This window comes from Brevibacillus sp. DP1.3A, assembly GCF_013284245.2.
GTDB lineage: Bacteria > Bacillota > Bacilli > Brevibacillales > Brevibacillaceae > Brevibacillus.
Window position 1 is genome coordinate 2,425,322 of record NZ_CP085876.1, and the last position, 23,946, is coordinate 2,449,267.

At 47.2% G+C, this 23,946-nt stretch carries 25 protein-coding genes and 1 riboswitch; of the genes, 18 read left to right on the forward strand and 7 right to left on the reverse strand.

Annotated features, from left to right (window positions below; genetic code table 11):
* The first annotated feature begins 201 nt into the window (after positions 1-201).
* The 5 genes from HP399_RS11080 to HP399_RS11100 are packed head-to-tail and all read left to right on the forward strand — an operon-like array spanning position 202 to position 5,532.
* Positions 202-1,824 (forward strand): AraC family transcriptional regulator, encoded by a 1,623-nt coding sequence (locus tag HP399_RS11080; RefSeq protein ID WP_173617134.1) that lies wholly within the window; start codon positions 202-204, stop codon positions 1,822-1,824.
* 32 nt (positions 1,825-1,856) lie between these two features.
* Positions 1,857-2,450, forward strand: coding sequence for a nitroreductase family protein (locus HP399_RS11085; RefSeq protein WP_173617135.1), 594 nt, complete (start codon positions 1,857-1,859; stop codon positions 2,448-2,450).
* Positions 2,425-3,462, forward strand: coding sequence for a FecCD family ABC transporter permease (locus HP399_RS11090; protein WP_173617136.1), 1,038 nt, complete (start codon positions 2,425-2,427; stop codon positions 3,460-3,462). The genes HP399_RS11085 and HP399_RS11090 overlap by 26 nt, the downstream gene beginning before the upstream one ends.
* The gene (locus tag HP399_RS11095) at positions 3,462-4,487 is read left to right on the forward strand and encodes a FecCD family ABC transporter permease (protein ID WP_173617137.1); all 1,026 of its coding nucleotides are present in this window, start codon (positions 3,462-3,464) and stop codon (positions 4,485-4,487) included. Before HP399_RS11090 ends, HP399_RS11095 begins: the two co-directional genes overlap by 1 nt.
* A 43-nt stretch (positions 4,488-4,530) precedes the next feature.
* A complete protein-coding gene (locus tag HP399_RS11100) occupies positions 4,531-5,532 on the forward strand; it encodes an ABC transporter substrate-binding protein (protein WP_173617138.1) in 1,002 nt (333 codons plus the stop codon).
* Positions 5,533-5,599: 67 nt separating this feature from the next.
* Here the strand turns inward: HP399_RS11100 and HP399_RS11105 are convergent, their stop codons facing one another.
* Complete coding sequence (locus tag HP399_RS11105; protein WP_144613907.1) at positions 5,600-6,124, reverse strand: GrpB family protein; 525 nt, start codon at positions 6,122-6,124, stop codon at positions 5,600-5,602.
* A gap of 617 nt (positions 6,125-6,741) precedes the next feature.
* Between HP399_RS11105 and HP399_RS11110 the strand changes: the two genes are divergently transcribed.
* A complete protein-coding gene (locus HP399_RS11110) occupies positions 6,742-7,338 on the forward strand; it encodes a PepSY domain-containing protein (RefSeq protein ID WP_173617139.1) in 597 nt (198 codons plus the stop codon).
* Between the two features lie 30 nt (positions 7,339-7,368).
* On the opposite strand, the gene HP399_RS11115 is transcribed toward HP399_RS11110, so the two are convergent.
* Positions 7,369-8,142, reverse strand: coding sequence for a metallophosphoesterase family protein (locus HP399_RS11115; RefSeq protein WP_173617140.1), 774 nt, complete (start codon positions 8,140-8,142; stop codon positions 7,369-7,371).
* A gap of 143 nt (positions 8,143-8,285) precedes the next feature.
* Here HP399_RS11115 and HP399_RS11120 point away from each other — a divergent pair, with 143 nt between their 5' ends.
* The 3 genes from HP399_RS11120 to HP399_RS11130 all read left to right on the forward strand — a co-directional run bounded on the left by HP399_RS11120 (position 8,286) and on the right by HP399_RS11130 (position 10,513).
* Positions 8,286-9,218: a manganese-dependent inorganic pyrophosphatase gene (locus tag HP399_RS11120; RefSeq protein ID WP_173617503.1), complete on the forward strand. Its 933-nt coding sequence runs from the start codon at positions 8,286-8,288 to the stop codon at positions 9,216-9,218.
* Between the two features lie 114 nt (positions 9,219-9,332).
* Positions 9,333-9,653: a transposase gene (locus HP399_RS11125; protein WP_228088496.1), complete on the forward strand. Its 321-nt coding sequence runs from the start codon at positions 9,333-9,335 to the stop codon at positions 9,651-9,653.
* Entirely contained in the window at positions 9,539-10,513 is a 975-nt protein-coding gene (locus HP399_RS11130; RefSeq protein ID WP_228088497.1) for an IS3 family transposase, read from the forward strand. The genes HP399_RS11125 and HP399_RS11130 overlap by 115 nt, the downstream gene beginning before the upstream one ends.
* Before the next feature lie 64 nt (positions 10,514-10,577).
* Here the strand turns inward: HP399_RS11130 and HP399_RS11135 are convergent, their stop codons facing one another.
* Positions 10,578-10,748 (reverse strand): hypothetical protein, encoded by a 171-nt coding sequence (locus tag HP399_RS11135; protein ID WP_173617142.1) that lies wholly within the window; start codon positions 10,746-10,748, stop codon positions 10,578-10,580.
* Positions 10,749-10,883: 135 nt separating this feature from the next.
* On the opposite strand from HP399_RS11135, the gene HP399_RS11140 reads away from it, so the two are divergent.
* Positions 10,884-11,642 (forward strand): MerR family transcriptional regulator, encoded by a 759-nt coding sequence (locus HP399_RS11140; protein ID WP_173617143.1) that lies wholly within the window; start codon positions 10,884-10,886, stop codon positions 11,640-11,642.
* Between the two features lie 53 nt (positions 11,643-11,695).
* Here the strand turns inward: HP399_RS11140 and HP399_RS11145 are convergent, their stop codons facing one another.
* Complete coding sequence (locus HP399_RS11145) at positions 11,696-12,274, reverse strand: pyridoxamine 5'-phosphate oxidase family protein (protein WP_007716439.1); 579 nt, start codon at positions 12,272-12,274, stop codon at positions 11,696-11,698.
* Between the two features lie 156 nt (positions 12,275-12,430).
* On the opposite strand from HP399_RS11145, the gene HP399_RS11150 reads away from it, so the two are divergent.
* The 7 genes from HP399_RS11150 (at position 12,431) to HP399_RS11180 (ending at position 18,827) form a co-directional block, all read left to right on the forward strand.
* Entirely contained in the window at positions 12,431-13,375 is a 945-nt protein-coding gene (locus HP399_RS11150; RefSeq protein ID WP_173617144.1) for an MBL fold metallo-hydrolase, read from the forward strand.
* Positions 13,376-13,526: 151 nt separating this feature from the next.
* Positions 13,527-13,677: riboswitch (cobalamin riboswitch) on the forward strand.
* Positions 13,678-13,832: 155 nt separating this feature from the next.
* On the forward strand, positions 13,833-14,828 hold the full coding sequence (locus tag HP399_RS11155; RefSeq protein ID WP_173617145.1) for an ABC transporter substrate-binding protein: 996 nt from the start codon (positions 13,833-13,835) through the stop codon (positions 14,826-14,828).
* Position 14,829: 1 nt separating this feature from the next.
* Positions 14,830-15,867, forward strand: a complete 1,038-nt coding sequence (locus tag HP399_RS11160; protein ID WP_173617146.1) for a FecCD family ABC transporter permease — start codon at positions 14,830-14,832, stop codon at positions 15,865-15,867.
* An 8-nt stretch (positions 15,868-15,875) separates the two neighbouring features.
* The gene (locus HP399_RS11165; RefSeq protein WP_173617147.1) at positions 15,876-16,652 is read left to right on the forward strand and encodes an ABC transporter ATP-binding protein; all 777 of its coding nucleotides are present in this window, start codon (positions 15,876-15,878) and stop codon (positions 16,650-16,652) included.
* Between the two features lie 27 nt (positions 16,653-16,679).
* Positions 16,680-17,246 carry a bifunctional adenosylcobinamide kinase/adenosylcobinamide-phosphate guanylyltransferase gene (gene cobU, locus HP399_RS11170; protein ID WP_173617148.1) on the forward strand — a complete coding sequence of 189 codons (567 nt, stop codon included), beginning with the start codon at positions 16,680-16,682 and terminating at the stop codon, positions 17,244-17,246.
* Between the two features lie 277 nt (positions 17,247-17,523).
* Positions 17,524-18,180, forward strand: a complete 657-nt coding sequence (locus HP399_RS11175) for a YitT family protein (protein ID WP_173617149.1) — start codon at positions 17,524-17,526, stop codon at positions 18,178-18,180.
* Positions 18,181-18,350: 170 nt separating this feature from the next.
* A complete protein-coding gene (locus HP399_RS11180) occupies positions 18,351-18,827 on the forward strand; it encodes a hypothetical protein (protein ID WP_173617150.1) in 477 nt (158 codons plus the stop codon).
* On the opposite strand, the gene HP399_RS11185 is transcribed toward HP399_RS11180, so the two are convergent.
* The 3 genes from HP399_RS11185 to HP399_RS11195 all read right to left on the reverse strand — a co-directional run bounded on the left by HP399_RS11185 (position 18,812) and on the right by HP399_RS11195 (position 22,112).
* On the reverse strand, positions 18,812-19,918 hold the full coding sequence (locus HP399_RS11185) for an N-acetylmuramoyl-L-alanine amidase family protein (protein WP_173617504.1): 1,107 nt from the start codon (positions 19,916-19,918) through the stop codon (positions 18,812-18,814). The two genes, HP399_RS11180 and HP399_RS11185, sit on opposite strands and share 16 nt — an antisense overlap.
* 102 nt (positions 19,919-20,020) lie before the next feature.
* On the reverse strand, positions 20,021-20,830 hold the full coding sequence (locus tag HP399_RS11190; protein ID WP_173617151.1) for a WYL domain-containing protein: 810 nt from the start codon (positions 20,828-20,830) through the stop codon (positions 20,021-20,023).
* A complete protein-coding gene (locus HP399_RS11195; protein WP_173617152.1) occupies positions 20,817-22,112 on the reverse strand; it encodes a helix-turn-helix transcriptional regulator in 1,296 nt (431 codons plus the stop codon). Before HP399_RS11195 ends, HP399_RS11190 begins: the two co-directional genes overlap by 14 nt.
* Positions 22,113-22,294: 182 nt before the next feature.
* On the opposite strand from HP399_RS11195, the gene HP399_RS11200 reads away from it, so the two are divergent.
* Positions 22,295-23,731, forward strand: a complete 1,437-nt coding sequence (locus HP399_RS11200) for an RtcB family protein (protein ID WP_173617505.1) — start codon at positions 22,295-22,297, stop codon at positions 23,729-23,731.
* Positions 23,732-23,946 lie beyond the last annotated feature (215 nt).

Genomic DNA, 23,946 nt, shown 5'->3' on the forward strand with positions numbered 1-23,946 from the left:
GATGCTTTGTTAACATATAAGATCATTTTGAAATATTTGTCTACAAGGAAAGTAAAACGTCGGAGTGGTCATCTTGATGATCGTTAGGCGTTTTTTGCTTTTTCACATTCAAGTGGAATTGCAGTTTTGTCATGTCTCTCGTACAATTGATGAGAATTGTTATCAACAAATTGCTACATCATGATGTAAGAGGAGCTAGTTATGGGAAAAACAGACAAATATCATGATCCGAATGTCATCACTGTAAATGATGTGCAAGTTTTGTCCATTTCAAAAGAATGGAAGCTTGTAGAAGCGAGAGATAGAAGCGAACAAATAATCATTTGGGTAATAGAGGGCAGGGCGTCGTTTCGGTTGGATCAGACAGGAGGCATGCTTAACCAGGGAGATTTCATGGTCATAGCTCCAGAGGATATGCAGGAAGGGCTCGCCCTTTTGCCCATTACGGAGAACATCTATGTTTGTTACGTGGCGCTTTTTGCTGCTCATGCCAGAAAAGAAAGGGATGGCTGGCTTATAAACGAAGTGATGCTCCCGATCCGTGGGAAGCACCATATCGAAACGATCTCCTTGATTCACCATCACATCGAACAATTGCATCTGGCATGGCGAAAAGATCACTTCGATCAGACAACCATGCAAATTCTTTTTTGGAAGCTATGGCAAGCTATTATGGCTGGAATCACGCTGCAAGAGAAAAAAACAGATCGTCAGCAACTTCTTCAAGGGATCGCTGAGCATATGGAGCAGCACTGTGAGGAGACTTTTCAGATCGAGGAGATGGCTCGCTACTCAGGAATGACGCCGACCCTTTTCTATCAGCAGTTTAAGGAGTACACCTCGCTCACTCCCTTGCAATTCATCAATCGGAAACGAATGGAGAAGGCCTGTCAGCTTCTGGTGGCGGAGGACGTAATGATTCCTGAGGTAGCTAATGAAGTGGGCTATCGGGATGTGTACTATTTCAGTCGTATGTTTAAAAAGATCGTCGGCGTTCCCCCTTATCGCTTCAAGAAATCGTTACAAAAGAAAATAGCTGTACTCCATCCCGCAATCATCGGCGATCTGCTCGCATTGGGGGTTTCGATCCAGCATCTGATCCCCGTTTGGGAAAAGGATCGGCAAAAGAGGCCGTACTCCCAAATGGACGCAGCCACGCTGGAATTTGACTTGTACCGTCTGCGCCAGATGGAGCCGGATTTGATTGTCGGTACAGATCAGGTTGCACCCTGGCTTGAACAAATGGAAGCCATTGCACCGACCTGGCTCATTCCCTTCAAAACAACGACCTGGCGGGATCATTTGCAGCAGGTAGCTACCATGCTGGGAATTGCAGAAGTAGCGACGAGTTGGCTCTATTATTATGATCTGAAAGCAGTTGCAGCCCGCGAGCGTATCCGCAAAAAAATTGGGAATGAAACGGTTATGGCAGTGAGGGCTTGGGATGGTGGAGCCCGTATATTTGGTGCGAGAAGGCGGAAAATTTCCGATATTTTGTACGGAGACCTTCAGGTAAGACCTCCAGTGGGAACAGATCATTTTGCCTTTCTGGATATCACGAGCCTGGAAGAGCTTCATGATTTTCAGGCTGATCATATTCTGCTTTTTGATGAAAGGAAAATTCGAACGGATGTACGCAAGCATCGTTTGAAAGGAAATGTACATCGAGCTGGGGTATATCCTTGGCTGCATTATTCCGCACTCGGTCATGAGCAGGCCATATCAGAGGCGCTCACGCATCTTGCTGCAGAGTCACAGGAATGTACAAAAAAGGAATCAGGTTCTTCAATTTTCTTACGTCCACAAGTTTGTGATAATGATTGAGAATGAGTATCACTATTGTTGGAGGGAACGAGATGGGATCATCATTGTATCCGATTGCACAAGCGATCCGTGACCGCAGAACCATAAAGAAATTCAAGCCAGACCCGATTCCACTGGAATTGATTCGTGAGTTACTGGATGTAGCTGTTTGGGCACCTAACCACGGACTACGCGAGCCTTGGCGATTCGTCCTTTATATGGAAGAAGGGAAGCGGGTTGTCGTCGATGCCATTCTTCAAAACGCCATGAAAAAAAGAGATCCGGAATTGCTTTTACGCGTCCCGGCATATCTTTTGGTTATTGTAAATGAAGACTCTCGGCAAAGAGAACGGGAAGAGGATTATGCGGCAGCCTGCACTTTGATTCAAAACTTTCAGCTAGCGGCGTGGGAGCGGGGATTGGGCGTCGTTTGGAAAACGGAACCGTTCACGTATCAAGCAGGATTTTTGCAAGCGGTAGGGGTACGTGCGGAGGAAAAACTCGTCGGAATGCTTCAGCTTGGCTTTCCGGAGGTCATCCCGGAAGCAAGAGCGAGAACGGCTGCAAGCGACAAGCTGACCGTGATTCATTCGAACGTTGCTCTGGAGGATAAGAAGGGAAATGTCACTGTCACAGCCGATCACTAAAAATGCTTCGCTTCGAACCAGGCCGTGGATGGCGACCGTGTTGATTGTTGCGGGGATTTGCGCCATCTTGTTCGGGCTAGGTTCATCCATTATCACGGGAGTGGCGAACATCTCGTTTGCCACCGTATGGAACTCGATTTTTCACTATGATTCTAGCAACGAGCATCATGTCATTATTCAAACACTGCGAATGCCGCGTGCCTTGGCAGGAGCGCTAGTAGGAGCTGCTTTTGCCGTAGCGGGAGCCATCATGCAAGGAGTCACGAGAAATCCGATTGCCGATACGGGCTTGATGGGCATTAATGCAGGGGCTGGATTCGTGCTCGTACTCGTTTTTGCTTTTGCACCAGGACTCCCTTTTGAGTCTATTATTCTCTTTTCTTTTGTTGGAGCGGGTCTGGGGGTAGGGCTTGTTTATGGACTGGCCTATTTTTCCAAAAACGGTTTGACACCTTTACGGCTCGCGTTGGCGGGGGCAGTCGTCAGCTCGATCATATCAGGGATTAGTCAGGCGATATCCCTCCTCTTTCAGATCAACTACGATCTGGCATTCTGGTCAGCAGGGGGGATATCTACAGCAGAGTGGTTTCAAGTATCCGTCATGATGCCATGGATTGTGGGAGGAATCATTGTGGCCATGATTCTTTCTCGCTCCATTACCATTTTGAGTCTGGGAGAAGAGATCGCAGCGGGACTCGGACAAAAGACCAGGCTCGTGAAGGGCTTGGCGGCGGCTGTCGTCATGGTGCTGGCAGGTGCTTCGGTCTCAACAGTTGGCGGAGTTGGGTTTGTCGGTCTCGTCGTCCCGCATATCGTCCGTTTTCTGGTCGGGGTTGATTACCGCTGGATTATTCCTTGTTCGGCAGTCATGGGAGGCGTTTTGGTTGTTTTTGCAGACATCGGAGCCAAAATGATAGCGATGCCCTACGAGACACCGCTTGGCGCTATTATCGCTGTCATCGGAGTCCCTTTCTTCCTGTACCTGGCACGTAAGGAAAGGAGGGAGTGGTAGTGGACATCGATCTATTTTCCCAAAAAAGAAAAAGTCGTAGTGTCCGAATGATCCTCCTTTTCGCGGTACTTTTGCTTGTCGGATTTGTCCTGAGCTTGAACACGGGACCGTACAGCATTGGGCCCTTCGAGGTGTTGCAGACGTTGCTGGGGGAGGGCTCGAAAAAGCAGAATCTCGTGCTGTTTGAGCTGCGACTTCCTCGGATGGTGATTGCGGTCATGATTGGGGCTGGGCTTGCTGTATCGGGAGCGATTCTGCAAGGAATCTCTCGCAATGGTCTGTCTGACCCCGGCATTCTTGGAATCAGTTCGGGTGCTGGACTGGCCGTATTGTTGTTCGTCTCTCTATATCCCGCGACGAACATGGCTCCGCCTTTTTTGATGCCGTTTCTCGCACTCATCGGTGCCACTGCCACTGCAGCCATCATATATCTGCTTGCATACAAGAAGGGGCATGGCATATCTCCTACTCGTCTCCTGCTTACAGGGATTGCAGTTGGGGCGGGGCTTAGTGCCATCAGTATTATTTTGACGCTTCAGTTGAATCCGCGAAACCTCGAGTTTGTCGTCACTTGGCAAATGGGATCGTTGTGGGGTTCCAATTGGAAGTTCGTGCTGGCACTTTTGCCGTGGATGGTGATCCTGTTGCCGTACGTGTATCGGAAGGCAAGTGTGCTGAACCTGCTCAGTATGAACGAACAGATTGCAGCAAGCCTGGGCGTATCTCTTCAACGGGAGCGACTGGCCTTGATGGCGGGAGCGGTTGGTCTGGCTGCGTCGAGTGTAGCGACAGGCGGAGGGATAGGGTTTATCGGCTTGCTTGGCCCGCATATCGCGCGCAGATTGGTCGGACCCCAGCATCAATACATGCTGCCCATTACGGCGCTCGTCGGTTCCTTGCTCGTATTGGCCGGGGATACGATAGGGCGAAGCATCATGCCGGCTACAGAAGTACCAGCGGGTATTGTTATTTCCCTCATTGGGGGGCCTTATTTTCTGTATTTGTTGATCCGGACAAAAGGGTAAGACACGTTTGAAATCAGGAGATGAAAAAAGGAGTTCAATCGATATGAAAAAGAAATTATCAAGCATTCTGTCCGTAATCATAGCCACAGCCGTCGTGGCGGGGTGCGGAGCAGGACAGGCGACTACAGACACAAACGCTAACAATAAAACGCAAACGGTTGAGGTAGGAGCATCCCAACCCGATACAAAAGGGACAGGAGAGCCTGTGTATCCTCGAACCATCAAGCATACGATGGGGGAAGTCACACTAGAGAAAAAGCCGGATCGCGTCGCTTCTGTCGATATCATGGGAACGGATTACCTCCTCGTGCTAGATTTTGCTCCGATTGTATCAGAAGGCTTTGAGTCGACGAAAAGTAAGTCACCGATTTTTGCGAAGTATGCAGAAGGGAAAACGGTGAAGGATCTGGGTGGAAAAACGAATTTGGAGACTTTGTTGGAGATGGACCCAGAGGTTATTGTCATGACAAGCACGGGAAAAGGCTCCAGATTTGAGGAATTCAACAAAATGGCTGATTCCATCGTCATTGATTTCTCAGTAGATGCACCCACCCGCCTCATGAAAATAGCTGAAGTGATTGGCAAAGAAGAAAAGGCGAAGCAAGTTTTGGCCGATTTTGATAAGCTGAAAAACGAAGCAAAAGCAGCAGCAGACAAACATAAAGGTGAAACGGCGCTATTCCTCGTTTCCAATGGGAAGGATTTTACGGTGATGCATCCCAAAAACTTCCCGATCTACTATGGGGATGTGGGACTAACACCGATAGCAGGATTGCCCGAGGACGGCAAGATTGGGGGGCGTATCGGAATCGAGGCGTTGAGTGAGCTCGCTCCCGATCATATCTTTATTGCTGAGAACCGCCGTTCGGCAAAAGCAGAGGAGCCGGAAGGGTTGATTCATATTTGGAAGGATCATCCTGTCTGGAAAAACCTCAAAGCAGTGAAAAACAACCAGGTTTACACGATGGATACACTCGCAGGCGATACGTTCTTCTTGGGAGAAATCGCTGGATTGGAAGCCATTAAGAACAATCTCGGAAAATAGAAAATACGTATGTGATAGCCCCCCTTTCGAAGAGACGACGTGAGGGGGATTGCTCGTTTGCAATTGACTACTGCTCATTCTGAGAATATTTCCATACAAGCGCCTTTTGCTCCAGTGCTTTTGCAAGTGAATCTTTCCCTTTTACATAACCGCCAGAATCATAGGGGAATCGTTTGGCTACCTCTGCCTTCACATCGCCGTAATGCTTGGCCTCATCAGGATGAGCACGCAGGTAGTCGCGAAAAGCCAGATGGCGGTGAATAGCTGGATGTCCTACCTGATACATGTGGACATGATGGGTACGTTCGTCACCGCCCTTTGGAAAATACCGCCTTCCTGCAATCCCGAACTCTCCACGAGGTTCGTAACCATGTACCAGCATCTCGCTGTTGTAATCATCCACGCGCGAGATATCCCGAACCACTGGCAAGATGTCGATTATGGGCTTTGCTGAGAGTCCAGGTACGGCAGTGCTGCCGATGTGATGGATCTCGACGAGTTCGTCACCGAAAATCCTTTGCAACAACAATGTCTCGTCTCTAAACATTGTCGCCCACTCAGCTTCGTAAGGGCGTACTTCCATTTTTCGCATCCTGCTGTCACTCCTTTTTCACATGAATGGTTTATCGTAAACGTATAAGAAGCACTCTACAAGATTAGTAGAGTGCCTTTTTTCATTTCCGATTGCCTGATTCCGTATGGGCATATGAGATAGCTTGCGTTGCTTGTGCAGTCAATTGGATACGTGCTGGGTTTTTCACTTCCAAGGTCATAACGGACATGACGACCGTTTGCATGGTGACGAGAAAATAGATTCAAAAAAAGATGTTTTTCAAAAGTGGTGATTCCACGGAAAAATCGTTTCTCCTTCTCATGTAAGAAAAAACTGCCATTCACGCTCTCTTACGTATGTCATCGAGTCGGCTGTTGTCCTCTCGATTGCTTTTATTATACGGAAAAAAGCGGAAAGCACGCAAAAGCATGGATGTTTCATTTATGTCGATTTACAGCCGGAATGGATCATTTTTGCCAGTAGAAAACACTCGCTCTTTTTGTTAATCGCTGTGGCTCACCGGCAAACATGAATTCTGTGAGAGGTCACCTCTATTTTCTCATCAATTTCTAATCTCTCTCTTTTTTTTCCTTCATCTGTCCTTTTTATGATAAAGGAGATCAAACAAAACCAGTCGAAAAAAGGAGCGAGATCATATGAAAAAAGTAGTCATGACCATGGTAGGAGCACTGATTGTAGGGAGCCTCAGCGTAACAGCGTTTGCACATAGCAACCAATATTACAGCGTACCGCAAAAGAACACTTCTACCGTGTACCTGCAAATCGACGATGATGTGAAACACAACTGGGCGAAGCTCGTGCGCATCACGCCTGAAAAAGCACTGAAAAAAGTTCGGGATGCACAGTCTGGTATCATTACCGAGTGGAAATTGGATGAAGAGGACGGTTTTCTCGTATACAAAGCAGAGATCAAAAACAAGCATCAAGAGATTGACGTGTACGTCGACGCGATGACTGGCGATGTGTGGCAAACAGTTGACCGTTATGACAACGATGATCATGACGACGACAACGACGATCAGTGGAAAAACCAACCAGTAAAAATCAGTGTAGAGCAAGCAAAAAAAATCGCTTTGGCTAAAGTGAGCGGCAACATCAAATCCATTAAGTTGGATGAAGACGATAACCACTATGTGTATGAAGTGGAAGTGAAAACGGCTAAAGGACAGGAAGTAGATTTGGAGATTTCCGCTACGACAGGCGCTGTACTGGATGTAGACTGGGACGATTAATCGATTCTGCTATCTTTCTCAACCGACCCTTTAATAAGTAGAGGGTCGGTTTTTTTGTGCGATGGCCTCCATAAATTCCATCGCTTCTTGAGCCGTAGGTATTTTTCGGACATTCTCTTCGGCAAATTGCTGAGCTTGCGGATAGTTCGTGGAAGCGATTTGTTTTGCAGCTGCCTCTACGTCATAGGGTGTAAAGCGATGTTCATAGCGGTCACCATCAAGTAGTAACCAGTATGCACCTGGTTTGTCGGCAAACGGCATGCCCACACTTCCAGCATTGAGGATACGCTGATCGCCAAGTCGACGTTCGAATTGGACATGTGTATGACCACAGATGACCGTTCGTTGCTGTGTCCCCTCGAAGTAAGTGGCAATGATGGCATCCGATGTAAGGGGAGTGAAAATATCTTCATCATTGGTGGGAATGGCGTGGCAGAATAGTACGTCCTCATAATCCTCTCGTGTTAACGTGTAGGTAACAGGGAGTTGCGACAGATAGTCACGATGAGAGCGGCTCAATTGCTCCGCAACCCATGACGTGATTTCTCGAACAGAATCGGACATTTCCAAGGCCTGAGCCTCACCGTCAAAAGTGAGGACGACTTCACGATCACCATTACCACGGATGAATTGCACCGGTGTATCCAGTTCGAAGAGTATTTCAAGTGTTTGGACGGGCATCGGGCCTGAGATAATATCACCCCCGATGACAATAAGATCAGGCTTCACAACTTCGAGTTCTGCTAATGTTGCATGCAGGGCAGGTACATTCCCGTGAATGTCATACAAAGCTGCCACTCTCATTTTACTTCGCCTCCCATTTTTTTCCGGATGATCTTCAAAACCTTATTTCCAACGATCCAATTTGAACCTATAATGTATCTTGGGCATATCCTCTAAGCTATGGTATAATTTTGACGCCAAATTACGATTAAGGAGTATGGATGATGGAAAAAAAATTAATCTTCGGTCATAAAAATCCAGACACAGATTCCATTTGTTCAGCACTTGTGTACGCTGACTTGAAAACAAAACTGGGCGCGAATGTAGAGCCTGTTCGCCTGGGTGTAATCAGCAGCGAAACAGCCTTTGTGTTGAATTACTTCCAAGTAAAAGAGCCGCGCCTCGTAGAAACAGTGGCGAATGAAGTAAATGAAGTCATTCTTGTAGACCATAACGAGCGCCAGCAAAGCGCGAATGACATTGAGCAAGTGCAAGTGGTAGAAGTGATCGACCATCACCGTATTGCGAACTTTGAGACGAGCAATCCTCTCTACTTCCGTGCTGAGCCGGTTGGATGCACCACAACCATTTTGAAGAAAATGTACAAAGAAAACGGCGTAGACATTCCAAAAGAAATGGCGGGCTTGATGCTTTCTGCTATCATTTCGGATACGTTGCTGTTGAAATCTCCAACTTGCACGGAGCAAGATGTAGCTGCTGCTCATGAGTTGGCTGAAATCGCGGGTGCCGATCTGGAAGCATACGGTCTGGACATGCTCAAAGCGGGGGCAGACCTGAGCGACAAAACAATCGCACAACTGCTCACACTGGATGCAAAAGAGTTCCAAATGGGCAATGCGAAAGTAGAAATCGCGCAAGTAAATGCAGTGGACGTTAATGATGTACTTGCACGCCAAGGCGAACTGGAAGCGGCTATGAATGCAAACATTGCTGAAAAAGGTTTGGACTTGTTCGTATTTGTTGTAACGGATATCTTGAACAACGATTCTGTTGCGATCGCACTCGGCAGCGCAACACAAGCAGTAGAAAAAGCGTACCAAGTAACATTGGTTGACAACAAAGCTGTTCTGAAGGGCGTTGTCTCCCGTAAAAAGCAAATCGTACCGGTATTGACTGATACGTTCCAAGCTCTGTAAGAAATAAGAAAGGCTGCCCATGCACTTGATGTGGTATTATCCCCTCGTGGTTGACAATGAAAAAAGTCTGTCTGATAAGATAGGCTTACCATTGTTGACCGGAGGGGATTTTTCGTGCCTGAAGCAAGACGTATCAATAAAAGGTATACGGATGAATTTAAAGCTGAAGCAGTAAGACTGTACCTAGAGGACGGATGGAGTCCGTATCGGATTGCAGCACAGTTAGGGGTACGTAGCAAAACTCAAGTACAGGACTGGATAAAGAAGCATCAACAGAGAGAACAAGGAGAGTTGAAAGAGGGCCAACGAGGAAAGACAGCTTGGCGAAAAGGAAGACCAAAAACCAAATTTTCGAGCATCGAAGAAGAATTGGCTTACATCAAAGCGGAGAACGATTATCTAAAAAAGCGGTATCCAAATCTACACGGGGAGTGACTTTGAAAGCAGCACGTTTTTCCATCATAGATGAGCTTCGCTCCATTCATCCACTTTCTTGGCTGCTAGAACTGGCACAGGTATCCCGTGCGGGATACTATAAGTGGCGTATATCTCGGGCGAATTCGCAAAAACGCATCGAGTCAGAACAACACGTGAAAGAACATATGATGGCCATCCATCGTCTGCATCCTTATTATGGTTATTTGCGTATGACAACTGCTCTTCGTAAAGAAGGCATGTATGTAAACCATAAACGGGTTTACCGATTGATGAAAGAACTAAACATTCGCTCAGTGATCCGTAAAAAAAGGCGGTTCTTTGGCAAGCAGTCATCGGTTGTCCAGCCAAATCGTTTAGAACGTGATTTCCATACCGATACCCCTAAAACAAAGTTAGTAACAGACATTACTTATCTGTTAGTAGGCGAGAAATATTATTATCTTTCTGCTGTTCAGGATTTGTTTAACAATGAGATTGTAGCCTGGCAGATCTCACACCGAAATGACCTGGCGTTGGTTATGCAAACTCTAGAACAGCTTCCCTTAAATAAGCTTAAAGGAACTATTCTGCACTCCGATCAGGGCTTCCAATACACCGCAAAAGTATACAATCAGAAACTGGAGCAGTATGGTCTGCTAGGCAGCCATTCTAGAAGAGGAAACTGCTTAGATAATGCTTGTATCGAATCGTTCTTTTCCCATCTAAAAACGGAAAAAATCTATCTGTACCCACCAACAAGCCAAGAAGAACTTCTGCAAGCTATCGCTGAGTACATTTTCTATTACAACCATGATCGTTTCCAAAAAAAATTTAGCGACCGCTCTCCGATTGAATACCGGAAAGCAGTCGCTGCATAAACAGACTTTTTATTGTTGTCTACTTGACGGGGTTATGACCAATGTGGGCAGCCTTTTTCTATGATTACATTCCTTGGGTAGGGTTGTTGTGCATATGGAACAAGGTTTGCTGGGCATAAGCATCGTCACTGTAATGGGTGATGGCATGTTTATCTCTCGCTTTGAGACTAAGCAGCCCTGTTAATCCCCATCCGGCACCGAGTATGGCTACAATGAAGCCGATGATATAGAGCATCAATGTCCCCTCCTTGTATGGCTTTCCCTATATTTTAGCAAATAATGAAAATGAAGTAACGCAATTTTTGGTGAAAATGTGTTTGACATTGACGGTCCGTAAATGTGTACGATCAATTTGTCAGGAGGAATGAACATGGAATATACGGTGCAAAAGCTAGGACTCCTGGCGAGTGTCAGCACCCGGACGCTCCGATACTACGATGAAATTGACCTTCTCAAGCCGGCGAGAATCAATTCGTCAGGGTATCGCATTTACGGACAGCAAGAGGTGGATCGATTGCAGCAAATCCTTTTTTACCGCGAGCTGGGGGTGAGCTTGGAGGAGATCAAGGAGATCCTGGATTCACCAACCTTTGATGCTGAACGGGCACTGCGGGAGCACCGCGAGAAGCTCCTGGAAAGGCGAGCGCAATTGGATGCATTAATTGCGAATGTCGATTTGACATTGGCACAAAGAGAGGGGACAAGTACGATGACGGACAAACAGAAATTCGAAGGCTTCAAACAAAAAATGATTGATGAGAATGAAGATAAGTACGGGGCAGAAATTCGAGCGAAATACGGAAATGAACAAATCGAAAAATCGAATCAGAAGGTCAAAGGCATGTCAGAAGACCAGTATGTCGCGCTGGAGAAATTGAACGAAGAGCTGCATGAGACGTTGGCGCAGGCTTTTTCGACAGGAGATCCTGCTCATGAATTGGCGCAAAAAGCAGCTGATCTTCACCGTCAATGGCTGAGCTTTTATTGGGACAGCTACAGTAAGGAAGCGCACGCAGGTGTGGCCCAGATGTATGTCGATGACCCGCGCTTCACGGCTTACTATGACAAGGAGCAGCCTGGTGTTGCAGAGTTTCTCCGAGAGGCAGTGGTCATTTATACGAGCAAGTAAAGAGGTTTCAAAAAAAGAAGCTGCGAGCAAGGCAGCTTCTTTGCGTTTTACGCTTAGTTATCCCCACCTACTGCGGGAAAAAGCTTTTGTCCCAATGGTGTTGGCAATCCATCCATGCTTACTACATTGTTTTCCTTTTGATAATCAAGCAGTTCCTCCTCGTCTTTAGCCAAAGTCCATTTCTGAAGGGTGTCGCGTTCTTTTGAATAGGAATAAAAGGGGATAGCCCAGCCGCAAGAAGTCTTTACTTCCTGTACGTTTACGGTAATGATTTGACGAGCACCGGGCAGAAGCGGGAAATCTTTTACGAGCTCATCCCACCGAGGCGAATCTGGGAGAATAACCGTTCCTTTGCCGAATAGGCGCATGATGAGAGGGGGGCCTTCAAATGCACAAAACATGAGAGTAATCCTGCCATTTTCCTGTAGATGTGCACTGGTTTCATTTCCGCTTCCAGTCAGGTCTAAATAGGCGACCTCCGTAGGTGATATGATGCGAAAAGAATCGTACCCTTTCGGTGAAAGATTCACGTGACCATCTGTATCCAAAGGAGCAGAGGCAACAAAGAACATCCGTTGCTTCTTGATAAACTTCTCATGCTCAGGTCGTAACTCAGAAAAAAGCTGACCCATTTTGCACCCCTCCAAGTAATGAAATTGTTTTTGCTACCCTCATATTACGATAAAAATATGAAGAATTTGTGTTGTTTTTCCCAGTGCGTCCAAAATAGGTGATAAAGTGTAAATATTCTCGCAACAAAATAACTTTTGAAAAGGAGGAGCATTTACATGCAATCATCACCGCCAATTTACTTAGGGGAACGCATCCATTTAATAGACGGTTTCGATATGGGCTGGGCGGAACGTACGGGGACATATGTGATCGCGGAAGAGGAGCTCACATTGGTCGAAACAGGGCCAAGCCCCTCCGTCCCATACATCAAGGCCGGTCTCGCCAAGCTCGGTTATACGCCGGAACAAGTAAAATACATCATCGTGACGCATATTCACTTGGATCATGCAGGAGGAGTAGGACTGTTTCTGAAGGATTGTCCGAACGCAAAGGTCGTCGTCCACCCGAAAGGTGCACGTCATCTCGTTGATCCGAGCCGGCTGATCGCAGGGGCGAGAGCGGTGTATCATGATGATTTTGATCGATTGTTTGATCCGATTGAGGCAGTTCTCGAGGAGCGGATTTTGATTCGCGGGGACGGAGATACACTAAAGATCGGGGAGAATTGCGTATTGGAGTTTCTGGATTCCCCAGGTCACGCCAATCATCACTTCAGCATCTACGATCCAGTAAGCCGCGGCATGTTCACAGGTGATACCGCAGGTGTACTCTATCCACAGCTTAAAAAGGATGGCATACACCTCGTGCTACCATCTACTTCGCCGAATCAGTTTGACCCGGATGCCATGTTAGCGTCTCTAAGCCGTTTTGAAGCGCGTAAGCTAAGTCGAATTTACTTTGGTCATTTTGGGATGTCAGAGCAGGTTGACGACGTGTACCGCCAAATACGTGAGTGGCTCCCCGTGTTTGTGGCGGAAGGAGAATCAACGCTTGCTGTTGGACAAACCTATGACGAGCTGTCTCGTAAGTTATTGGGACGAGTCTCGGATTATCTACAGTCACAAGGAATCAGTGGTGACCACGAAGTTTTCGAGGTACTCAAGCTCGATTTACAAGTATGCTCCATGGGCATTCTAGATTATTTGCACAAACGAGGGTAATAGCCTCCAAAAAGCTTTACATTTGCCTGAACTTTTTGTTCAGGCGTTTTTCATTTTTAGGAGGCAAGAAAGTATTGGCTTATGTGTTTGTCATTCTTTTTTCATCCAAGGAATGCTATGATGTAGGATGAGTCATGGACTGTGACAATTTCAAACGTAACAACAAATAGGTGCCTCGTCTTTTTAACAAAAAGATCGGGTGAAAAGGGAAGTCGGTGAAAATCCGACGCGGTCCCGCCACTGTAAATCGGCTCGTTCCTCAGCCGTAAGCCAGGAGACCTGCCTGTTTGTTTTAGTGCCTGTTGCCTTCGCGGAAAGGATCGGCCTATTTCAGGAAGCAGACCATCCTGTCTGTTTGCCCTGAGGTGCCGACCCTTTGATTTCCGAATGGAAGCAAGGGTCGATTTTTTTATTGGAAGGTACAGTCAATTAGACATGCAGAAAGGAAGTTCTACATATGAAACGTTCATTGCGATTCATGATCCCACTACTAGTTGCGGCGAGCCTCGCAGGTTGTGCGGGTAACGATAACAGCCAGCCAGCACCAGGTGGACAAACAAGTGCACCGCAGACAGCACCGCAAGAGAATGCGGCCGAGCAGCCTGCAAAACAAACAACGTATCCATTGACAGTCACGGATGCGACAGGAAAAGAAGTAACCTTTGCAAAAGCTCCTGAGCGAATCGTCTCAACATCACCTGCCGAGACAGAGATTTTGTTCGCATTAGGCTTGGAAGATCGGATCGTAGCTGTCTCAGACTATGATGATTATCCAGATGCGGCGAAGGCAAAGCCGAAAATTGGCGGAGTCGTCAAACCAAATGAAGAAGCCATTCTCGCTCAAACACCGGATATGGTCGTTGGTGGGATTTCGATGGAAAAGCCAGTGGCTGACAAGCTCAAATCTCTCGGAATGCCAGTCTATATTACCCATCCGACAAAGATGGACGACATCCTAAACAATGTTTTGGCGATGGGCGTTATCACAAATACACAAGAACAAGCTGAAAAAGTCGTCGAACAAATGAAGAAAGACATCGCCTACGTTCAAGAAGCAGTGAAAAATGTAAAACCAGAAGAGAAGAAAAAGGTATACCTGGAATTTTCCCCAGGCTGGACAGTCGGAAAAGGCGAATTCATGGACGAACTCATCACGCTGGCTGGGGCGACAAACATTGCCTCCGACACCGAAGGATGGAATCCGATCAGTGAAGAAAAGATTTTGCAAAACGACCCAGACGTCATTTTGTATGCGAGCGGAATTACCGATGAAAAGACTGGCGTCAAGCTGGAGGATATGATCGCGAATCGCAATGGCTGGGATAAAATGAAGGCGATCCGTGAAAAACAAATCTTTGGCATGGACCAAAATATTTTGTCCCGTCCTGGTCCGCGTATTACACAAGGCTTGATCGAAGTAGCCAAGGCGATTTACCCTGACTTGGTGAAATAAAATGAAGAAACGATTGTTCATATGGGGAGGAGTCAGCTGTCTCGTCCTTCTGGCATCAATAGTCATCAGCATCTCGATGGGGGCGGCACATCTCCCCATTTCGCAAGTATGGCTCATCCTGCTCCATCAAATCCCGGGCTTGTCTGAGTGGATCACCGTAACGTGGCCGGAGTCATCTGAGCAAATTGTCATGAAGGTTCGTTTTCCACGCGTTGTATTGGCTGTCTTAATTGGAGCCTGCTTGTCACTTGCGGGAGCTGGCTTTCAGGGAGTTTTGCGCAATCCGCTCGCCGATCCGTTTACGATGGGCGTGGCATCCGGTTCTGCTGTCGGAGCAGCCTTCTTGATCCTTTTTGGCTTGCAAATCAGCTTTTTGGGTGCATGGAGCACGCCTGTCGTCGCTTTTCTTACAGGACTCCTCAGTCTATGGATCGTCCTCGGACTCGCGAGCACGCAAGGAAAGCTGCAAACGGAGACCCTGATTTTGTCTGGTGTCGTGGTGCAGGCTTTTCTTGGCTCGCTCGTTTCCTTTATGGTGTCGCTATCTGACCAGACCGTGAATGAGATCGTGTTCTGGCTTATGGGAAGCCTATCATTTCGGGGCTGGGCCTTTACGTACGTCTTGATTCCATACTTGGTCATAGGTGGAATGGTACTTGTGAGCTATGCGCGTTCCTTGAACCTGTTTGCGTTAGGGGAGCGGCAGGCTGCGCATCTCGGCGTTCATGTGGATCGAACGAAGCTGGTGGTTCTAGTCGTCTCGACTCTCCTAACTGCAGCGGCGGTTTCTATCGCGGGAATTATCGGGTTCGTTGGCCTGGTGGTACCGCATCTCGTCCGATTGCTGGTTGGTCCTGACCATCGTATTTTACTTCCGATGGCTGCGATCTGCGGGGGTATTTATGTGCTGTGGGCCGACACTCTTGCTAGAATGCTGCTGAGTCCAACGGAAATCCCGCTCGGTGTCGTGACAGCATTTCTGGGAGCACCGTTTTTCGCCTATTTATTGAAGCAAAATAAACGCTTTAGGAAGAGGTAACGTTAGCAATGATCAATGTGCGCAACTTGCAAAAATCGTATCAGGATACGCCTGTTTTGCACGGCATCGATTTTTGCGTGGACAAGGGAGAATTTTTTGGCATCATCGGACCGAATGGAAGCGGTAAATCCACCTTGCTGAAAATGATTTCAGGTGTCATCAAGGCAGATGCAGGAGACATTTTAATTCAAGAGAAAAAGCTTCATTCCTATCCACGCAAAGAGCTTGCCAAAATACTGGCTGTTTTGGAGCAAGAGGGCCTGCCGCCAGTCGGCTTTCGTGTCCGAGAGGTGTTGGAGATGGGGCGCTTTCCTTACCAAAATTGGCTGGGGGAAGAGAAGCAGGATGTCGCATCGCTCATTGATGAAGTCGTACAGATGCTCGGTCTTGACCATTTGGAAGAGCGCACACTGGATCAGTTGAGTGGTGGGGAAAAGCAGCGCGTAGCTTTGGGGAAGGCATTGATCCAAAGACCTCAGGTGCTGTTGCTCGATGAACCCACGACTTACCTCGATATCGGGTACCAGATTCAACTCATGGACATCGTGCGAAAATGGCAAAAGACGACGCAGGTGACGGTCATTGCTGTGCTGCACGATCTGAATCTGGCCTCCCTATACTGCGATCGTATTTTGATGCTGCATAAAGGAAAGCAGATAAGCGTCGGCGCACCAAAAGACATCTTGCAAAGTGACAGAATTGAGGCTGTATACGGAACCAGACCGATTGTCATGGAGCATCCTGTCCATCATTTGCCGCAAATTATTTTGCAGTCGCAAGTATAAGAGGTTGTTTAAGGAGAAGGAAGAAGCATGATCGTACTCATTACAGGCGGAGCACGCAGCGGAAAAAGCACGTTTGCCGAAAAATATGCGGCTCATTTGGGCTCCTCGGGTGTTTACATCGCGACCGCACCAATCACTGATGAGGAAATGGAAGAGCGGATCCTTCACCACCGAGACCGCCGCTTGCAGTCCAACTTTCCTTGGCAAACGATTGAGGAGCCGTACGCATTGACAGAGTGGCTCGCGAAGCTGGGAGCACAAAAGGACATACAAGAACAGCAGACAGTGATTTTGGTTGATTGCTTGATCCTTTGGGTGTCCAATTGGCTGCTGCATGATGGAGAGGAGCAACCGTTTGAGCAAGTGCTCCAGCAGGTTGATAGGCTGGTAAACAAGCTAAAAGACTACCCAGGGACGGTTTTGCTGGTGACAAACGAAGTAGGCGACGGACTCGTCCCACAACATCCGTTGGGCCGTAAGTTCCGTGACTTAGCGGGCTTGATGAATCAACGTGTGGCAGCTGTGGCCGATCAAGTTTTTCTTGTCACAGCAGGGATTCCGGTGGAGCTAAAAGGACAAGCTTTCCGATTTTAACTCGGTGAAAAGACGCTTTCGAGTCGTCTTTTCACCTTTTTTATGATATAATACAAGAAAAGCCATGGAAGGGATCAGGATACCATGCGTCCCCATAGGACGATCTGGAAACGTTTTGACCTCTCCTACATCTAGCTTCGTAGTAGTCGATCGTCACTGAAGACGACTAATCTACTACGAAAGCGGGGCCTTTGTATGAGTAGCGACTTATACTTTCGATGTTCCTCGGTAGTCGGTTGGTCGTCTGTGCCTAAACCGACAAAAATGCGAGGAAACCATGATGAGGAGAGCGCTGCAGTTATCTAAGCGTTACAGTATGATTTTGTTTGGAGCTTGTTTACTTGCTTTTGCGTATTATCACATTAACTTTCAGAACCATTTGTCTGAAGGTGGGTTTGTTGGCTTAGGGTTATTGGCGAAATACGCCTTTGACTTGTCGCCAGCGATGGTGATGCTTTTGCTGGATATTCCACTGTTTTTGGTTGCCTGGTTAGTAAGAGGCCGCCAGTTCATTTGGGACACGATCTTTGCATCACTTGCTTTTACCGTATTTTACGATTTGTTTGAACGATTTTCACCGATTGTCATGGATATGAGCAGAATGATGCCGCTGGCGTCTGTCTTGTCCGGTGTATTGACCGGGCTGGGTACCGGATTGGTTCTGCGCTATGGAGCTGCGACAGGTGGAGACGATATTTTCTCCCTGTTGATCAGTAAGTACACGGGATTGTCCATTGGTACGGTCTTTCTTTTACTGGACGTCATTGTGCTTTGCATGTCGTTCTGGTTCGTACCGATGAAAGAGATGATGTATACCATTTTGGCCGTTGTCATTTCCAGCCAAGTCATCACCTGGACCGTCAATCATGGTGCAGGAATGGAGGTCATGGAAGAGGAGCACGGGCATGGAAGCGTCTCGATGACCCACCGGTAATGAGTAGATATTCAGTTGAAAAACATGCCTATACAAAAGCAAGCAAAAGGCCAAGTCGGTTTTCATGTCGACTTGGCCTTTTGAACGTTTATGACCGTTTTTGTACATAATATCCTGCTTTCCTAGTGGATACTAACCAACACAGATACTATCGAAGGAAAGGACCTGCCATGAGCGATCCGTTTTTTAGCAACTACAAAGCATTCGTCGTCATACCAGCGGATGAGAAGCAAATGGGACCGGAGCCTTTTGACCCGAAGGATTTCCCCAGCCATTTCATCCTGACGTTTTCGTTGTACGATGCAGTTATTTCCTCTTGGAGGGAAGCGACAAAGTATAAAGTACAGGCAAAAAAGGGTCTGTCGAATGTGATTGATGGTTTCAACGCCAAACGTCGTGGTACAGCCCGTCTGCATCTGTTGGAAATGGAAGAAGACCAGGCGTATTTCGTCCTGGCCTTGTCGTTGAAAATCCAAAAAGACAATGAGAAAGCGGTCATAGAGATGATCACCAATCTGCTGGAGAAAGATTTCGCAACCGACTTGTTGATCGGAGAGACCTGGTATCAGATCATTGGTGCCAAAGGGAAATTCGAGCGGAAGCTGTTCTCCTACAGTGTCCAGCCGTACGATTATCGACCGAAGTAATCAGCTAGGGCTTCTGTAATCGCCTGCGCAGCTTTGTCCTGATAGGACGATGTACGGACGATGCCTTCATCCTTTGGATTCGATAGGAAGCCAAGCTCAATTAAGACGGATGGATCATCGTTTTCACGCAGGACGTGATAATTGCCGAATGAAATGCCGTTGCTTCGGAGTCCGATGCCACCTGCCAAGCGAGATTCAATCGCTCGAGCTAATGGCTCATCTTTGTCTTGCGAATAATAAAACGTAAGTGTCCCGCTATTTGGCTTCGGAGAAGAATTGTAATGGATGCTGATGAAGGCATCTGCCGCCTTGGATTCGCTAAAAACGACACGCTGCGATAGCGAAGGCTTTTCTGTGTCGCTTGTCCTCGTCATGTAGACTTGCGCACCGCGTTGTCGCAGTTTGCTGGCAAGCAGCATGGACGTTTTGTAATTCAACGTTTTTTCCATGCTATTCCACTTGGTTCCTTGTGTCCCGATATCAGAACCACCATGTCCCGGGTCGATGACGATGACTTTTCCTTTTAAGCCTGGCGTTTTGGAGCTTTTGGACACCGGAGCGTTGGCCTTGGCATCGCCAATATACGTCGCAGACACCCAGCCTGTTTGTCCATTGGAAGTTCTCGCTTGGATCCAGTCTCCTTGCTTTTTCAAAATGTCTACACGGGTTCCTCTGGGCAGCGAAAGGATAATCTCATGGCTCGTGCTTGGCCCTTTTCGCATTCGAAGCGAATCGGCCAAAACCGTGCCCTGCTTGTTTTTGACAGTGGCTGTATTGGCTGGTGAAGAAGCTGAACCCGTACTCGTTACCGCTCCTTTTTGCAAGTAATACCCCGCGACCCAGCCTACCTTTTGATTGTATCTAATTTTTGCCCAGCCGTATGCTTCATCGGTAATCGTCACGACCGCTCCATACGTCACGGTCGCGACAACAGAAGCATTGGGAGCTGGTTCACTGCGAACGTTCAGAGAGGTTGCAACCACTTTTGCCTGGATGACACTTGCTGCTTGCGTCGGCTCCGTAATAAACGGCCATGACAGACTAAGCCATAGCCCACATATGAGAGACGCTTTTTTACATGTTGTTTTCATCATTTCTACCTCTGACTTGGATTAGCTACTATCTCACCTGAACTATAATAAGGGAAATGCAGGAAATCGAATAGGGTATGATTTCCTGATTTTTTGGGACAATCAAAGTGGAGTTTCTGTATATCTTGCCAAGGCGTTCGTTGCCGACTCTGCCATTCGCTGTTTGAGTTGATCGTTTTCTACTACTTTTACCCGCAGGCCGAGAAAACGAATGCGCGATAAAATAAACTCCTGCTCGTCGGATAGAAAGTGCAGGGTGATCGTATACACCTGTGATTCTGGATCAAAAGCGACCTCTTTGTCAAAGCAGGAAAAGGCGTACAATATGCGCTGGAGCTCAGCGGTGTAACGACGGATGATCACAATTTTTGCCATCTGCTTGCGCTGTTGGATCTGTTCCGAAATAGTCGGCAAAAAACTGTCATACCATACATCTTCTATGTAAAGCTCATCGACGGAGCGAATGAGATGCAGCGGAGTCGTAATCAGGCGATTGGAAGACATGTTTAGCCAAATCAGGTACCAGGCCTTCTTGACAAGTGAATATTCCAGCTTGTAGGGAACCCCTCGTTGATTGCGAAAAATCGGGCCTTTGTTCGTGGCTGCGGTTATTTTTATGTGATTCTTGCCGAGAATGATTCGCCGCAGTGTTCGCACGAGTGGACTCCAGAGCTGTTTGGCCTGTGTTTGCGCTTTTTCCACGAAGCGTTCTTGTTCGGTCGATTCACTTTCTGGCATGTGTGTCAAACGGTGAAGCTTATTGAGTGTAGCGGGCTCGAAAATTTCTGCCGCAGACGGATTCGCCAGCATCAGGGCCAGCCACGCTTTTTCGTGTGAGGTAACCGGATAAACCCCCGCTTCATCTAGCCGTGTCACTAGCTGGTAATTATGTATCTTATCAAACAGATTCATAGTAGGCGAGCAGCTCCTCCCATTCTTTTTGGAATTGCTTGCGAAGAAACAGCGGTTCAAGAACTTCGACGCTTGAACCGAAGCTGCGAATCCACGGTGTAATTTCCATCGTGCTGTTCACTTTTATCTCGTACACAAAGCTTTCCCGTGATTCCTCGGTCACAATCCCCCATTGCCCCTGTGCCTCCACTCGCTCTTGGATAAAGGAATGAGGCGTATCCCGAGGCTGAAAAAAGCGAAGGCGTACGGTTACGAGTTTTCCGGTATCAATCAGCCAACTATGGGCAATGCGCTCATCCGCACTTGCTTGTAAGGAAGAGAAGATTTCCGGCGTAACGGACCTGCCTGTTACGAGCTTGGTCATACCTTCCACTCGGTATTTGCGCAGCGGTCCATTGCCGCATCCTTGTGCCAGCAAGTACCATCTGCCGTATTGATGATCAAAAATAACTCGGAGTGGAATCACTTTTTGATATCGCCCCGATGTATCCCGTTGGAAAGCCGGATTCGTATTTTGGGAATCGTAAAACTTTAGGCGTTTGGGCGTGTAGTAGTGAAATTCAACGATTTTTCGCTGACGAATGGCTTCCGTGAGAAGCAAAGCTTGATATTCATCGAGAATACGTGAGACGAAATGATATTTGTATAAAAACGCAGATGCATCGTTTAGCTTCAAGCGAAATTTGAGATAACGCTTCACTTTTTCTTGCAGAAGATAACCAGGGACGGCCGGCAGCTGTGTATTGGCCATGAAGTCGATGAAATCATACAGGTCCAATAACTCGTCGTCCGTCAGCGAGTCCAGTAGCTCACCGTCGAAATGATAAACGAACGGTCTGACCTCACTAACATTTTTAATCACGCCAATTTCTTCGAGGTATTTTATGTCCTGGCGAATCGTTTTTTCATCGGGCTCTGTATCCACAAACGTATCCAGCAAGCCTTTAATGGAGAGAGGCTGTTGTCTGAGCTTTTCCAAGATGTGCGACAGTCGCTCTACTTCCGAATCCTTCAATGATTTTGCATGGTACAAAAACATCAAGAAATTGTCGGTGACCTCAAAATAGTTGTAACGAAGCTGCGCGTAATACTCTTTTTTCTCCTCATCGCCGACATGCTGATAAAAGGTCGATTGGATGTCCTTCAGCTTTTTTATTGTTTTATCAAGTGTATGAACGGAGATTCCGAGCCGCTCGGCTAGCTGCTGCCGATTGTAGGCACCAGCGGTCAAAAACAGGAGACGGAGCAATTGCAGCTCTTTGTCAAAGCTTTCGCGTGCCATTACATTCATCCTTATTCATTCGTCATTTATTTCCAAATTAGTCCTCATATTACGAAGACGCTGAAGAGAAGTCAATGAAAAAAGAGGTTCGTAATACTTTTACCATGTTCAAACCACATGCGCGGATGGAAAATAAGGGTATGAAAAACAGCGCAGGCTGTGAGAGACAGGAGAAATGGATGATGAAAACAATTTTACATGGAAATAACCATCGCGAAGTGAAGCTGGAGCATGGAGATGTGCACGTTTTTGCGAATGACGAAGTATTTGCGAGCTTCGGTGAACGCGTATATCAAATGGCAGACAATAATTTGCGTATTCCGCGAAATGTTTATTTTTCGTATACCCCCGATGCGCATGTGGGCGTTGGGACCTGCATTGGGACGACAGCAGTTTGGAATCTTGCCGATGGATTTGTCTCGCCTTCCATCGTCGGATCAGACATTGGATGTGGAATGCGTGTGCATCTGACTCCGTTGCATCGAGACGACCTCAAAGACAAGAGCCTAAAACGTGCATTGATCGAAGCGATCGAAGCGTACGTCCCGACAAACGAACGGGGAAATACGCATTTTACAGATATTCGCTTGGAGGAAGTCGTGAAGCATGGCTTAAAAGGACTGCCGAGCAACTACATTCCGGATACAGAAGAAGCGCCTGACACCTTACATCGTTCTTTCTCGCATGTGGAAAAGTACACATTTGAATTCGACCATTCCTTCTTAGAGCAAATACCGCAAAAATCTTGGAGTCGTGGGTGGGGCCAGTTGGGAACTTTGGGGGGCGGTAACCACTTTATTGAAATCCAGCATATCGACATCGCGGAGGAGAACAGGGAGATTGCGAAAGCGTGGGGACTGTTCGACGGCCAGGTCGTCATCATGATTCATTCCGGTTCGCGTGCGTGGGGGGCAATGCTAGGACGTGATTATACCAAAAGCTTCAAGGAAGCCATGTACAAATGGGGGATTCATAATCCCGAGCCGAGCCTGGTATATGCTCCGATCCAAAGCGAGGAAGGGCAACAGTATTTGAATTTGATGTACTCTGCGCTGAACTTTGCAGTAACGAATCGGCATATGATCGGATTTTCAGTGGAGCAGGCGTTTCGAGATATTTTTGGTAGTGAGATGCGTACACCAGTCCTATATGACTTGATGCATAATTACGCCTTGAAAGAATTCCATCGCAACACACCGATGCTCGTCCACCGCAAAGGAGCGACGAAGGCATTGCCAGCAGGCCATTTCCAAAATCCGAAGGCTTACCGTGAAACGGGACATCCAGCCTTGATCCCAGGTTCTATGGGAACATCGTCCTATATCATGGTCGGATCGGACGCCGGAGCTAAAAACTTTTATTCGATCTGTCATGGTGCAGGGCGAGTTCGTTCCCGCAAAGCAACGAAGGAGCTTGTGACCATCGATCAATTCGAGCAGGCAATGCGCGTGGGACAGGAAGATGAGATCATGGTGAATCACCGTTCGCTCGCCTCCATCCTTGATGAATGCCCGCAAGCCTATAAAGATGTGGATCAAATCATCGATTCGGTTGTCGGAGCAAATCTTGCATCTGTCGTTGCAAAATGTAACCCTCTTATTGCCATAAAAGGAGTATAATGAAGAGTGGCTTCCTGAAAAATTTTGGGGGAGCCACCTTTTGCGATTTAACTCACACTAAATACTAGAATTTAAATTGTGAACAAATTGCGTGAGAAGTTTCAAAAAATAGGTTCGAATGTAACATAAATTGCTGCGCTTCCTCAACCGATACCAAAAGAGAGACAAAATAGGGGAGATAGGGGAACAGATATGCCTACATACTATTACTTCAC

Coding starts and splice junctions, on each gene's coding strand:
- HP399_RS11085 (WP_173617135.1), top strand. CDS start 1,857: ATGGGATCATCATTGTATCCGATTGCACAAGCGATCCGTGACCGCAGA.
- HP399_RS11145 (WP_007716439.1), bottom strand. CDS start 12,274: ATGGGTCAGCTTTTTTCTGAGTTACGACCTGAGCATGAGAAGTTTATC.
- HP399_RS11150 (WP_173617144.1), top strand. CDS start 12,431: ATGCAATCATCACCGCCAATTTACTTAGGGGAACGCATCCATTTAATA.
- HP399_RS11185 (WP_173617504.1), bottom strand. CDS start 19,918: ATGAAAACAACATGTAAAAAAGCGTCTCTCATATGTGGGCTATGGCTT.
- HP399_RS11195 (WP_173617152.1), bottom strand. CDS start 22,112: ATGGCACGCGAAAGCTTTGACAAAGAGCTGCAATTGCTCCGTCTCCTG.
- HP399_RS11090 (WP_173617136.1), top strand. CDS start 2,425: ATGTCACTGTCACAGCCGATCACTAAAAATGCTTCGCTTCGAACCAGG.
- cobU (WP_173617148.1), top strand. CDS start 16,680: ATGATCGTACTCATTACAGGCGGAGCACGCAGCGGAAAAAGCACGTTT.
- HP399_RS11080 (WP_173617134.1), top strand. CDS start 202: ATGGGAAAAACAGACAAATATCATGATCCGAATGTCATCACTGTAAAT.
- HP399_RS11160 (WP_173617146.1), top strand. CDS start 14,830: ATGAAGAAACGATTGTTCATATGGGGAGGAGTCAGCTGTCTCGTCCTT.
- HP399_RS11155 (WP_173617145.1), top strand. CDS start 13,833: ATGAAACGTTCATTGCGATTCATGATCCCACTACTAGTTGCGGCGAGC.
- HP399_RS11100 (WP_173617138.1), top strand. CDS start 4,531: ATGAAAAAGAAATTATCAAGCATTCTGTCCGTAATCATAGCCACAGCC.
- HP399_RS11190 (WP_173617151.1), bottom strand. CDS start 20,830: ATGAATCTGTTTGATAAGATACATAATTACCAGCTAGTGACACGGCTA.
- HP399_RS11175 (WP_173617149.1), top strand. CDS start 17,524: ATGATGAGGAGAGCGCTGCAGTTATCTAAGCGTTACAGTATGATTTTG.
- HP399_RS11165 (WP_173617147.1), top strand. CDS start 15,876: ATGATCAATGTGCGCAACTTGCAAAAATCGTATCAGGATACGCCTGTT.
- HP399_RS11200 (WP_173617505.1), top strand. CDS start 22,295: ATGAAAACAATTTTACATGGAAATAACCATCGCGAAGTGAAGCTGGAG.
- HP399_RS11120 (WP_173617503.1), top strand. CDS start 8,286: ATGGAAAAAAAATTAATCTTCGGTCATAAAAATCCAGACACAGATTCC.
- HP399_RS11105 (WP_144613907.1), bottom strand. CDS start 6,124: ATGCGAAAAATGGAAGTACGCCCTTACGAAGCTGAGTGGGCGACAATG.
- HP399_RS11140 (WP_173617143.1), top strand. CDS start 10,884: ATGGAATATACGGTGCAAAAGCTAGGACTCCTGGCGAGTGTCAGCACC.
- HP399_RS11115 (WP_173617140.1), bottom strand. CDS start 8,142: ATGAGAGTGGCAGCTTTGTATGACATTCACGGGAATGTACCTGCCCTG.
- HP399_RS11180 (WP_173617150.1), top strand. CDS start 18,351: ATGAGCGATCCGTTTTTTAGCAACTACAAAGCATTCGTCGTCATACCA.
- HP399_RS11135 (WP_173617142.1), bottom strand. CDS start 10,748: ATGCTCTATATCATCGGCTTCATTGTAGCCATACTCGGTGCCGGATGG.
- HP399_RS11110 (WP_173617139.1), top strand. CDS start 6,742: ATGAAAAAAGTAGTCATGACCATGGTAGGAGCACTGATTGTAGGGAGC.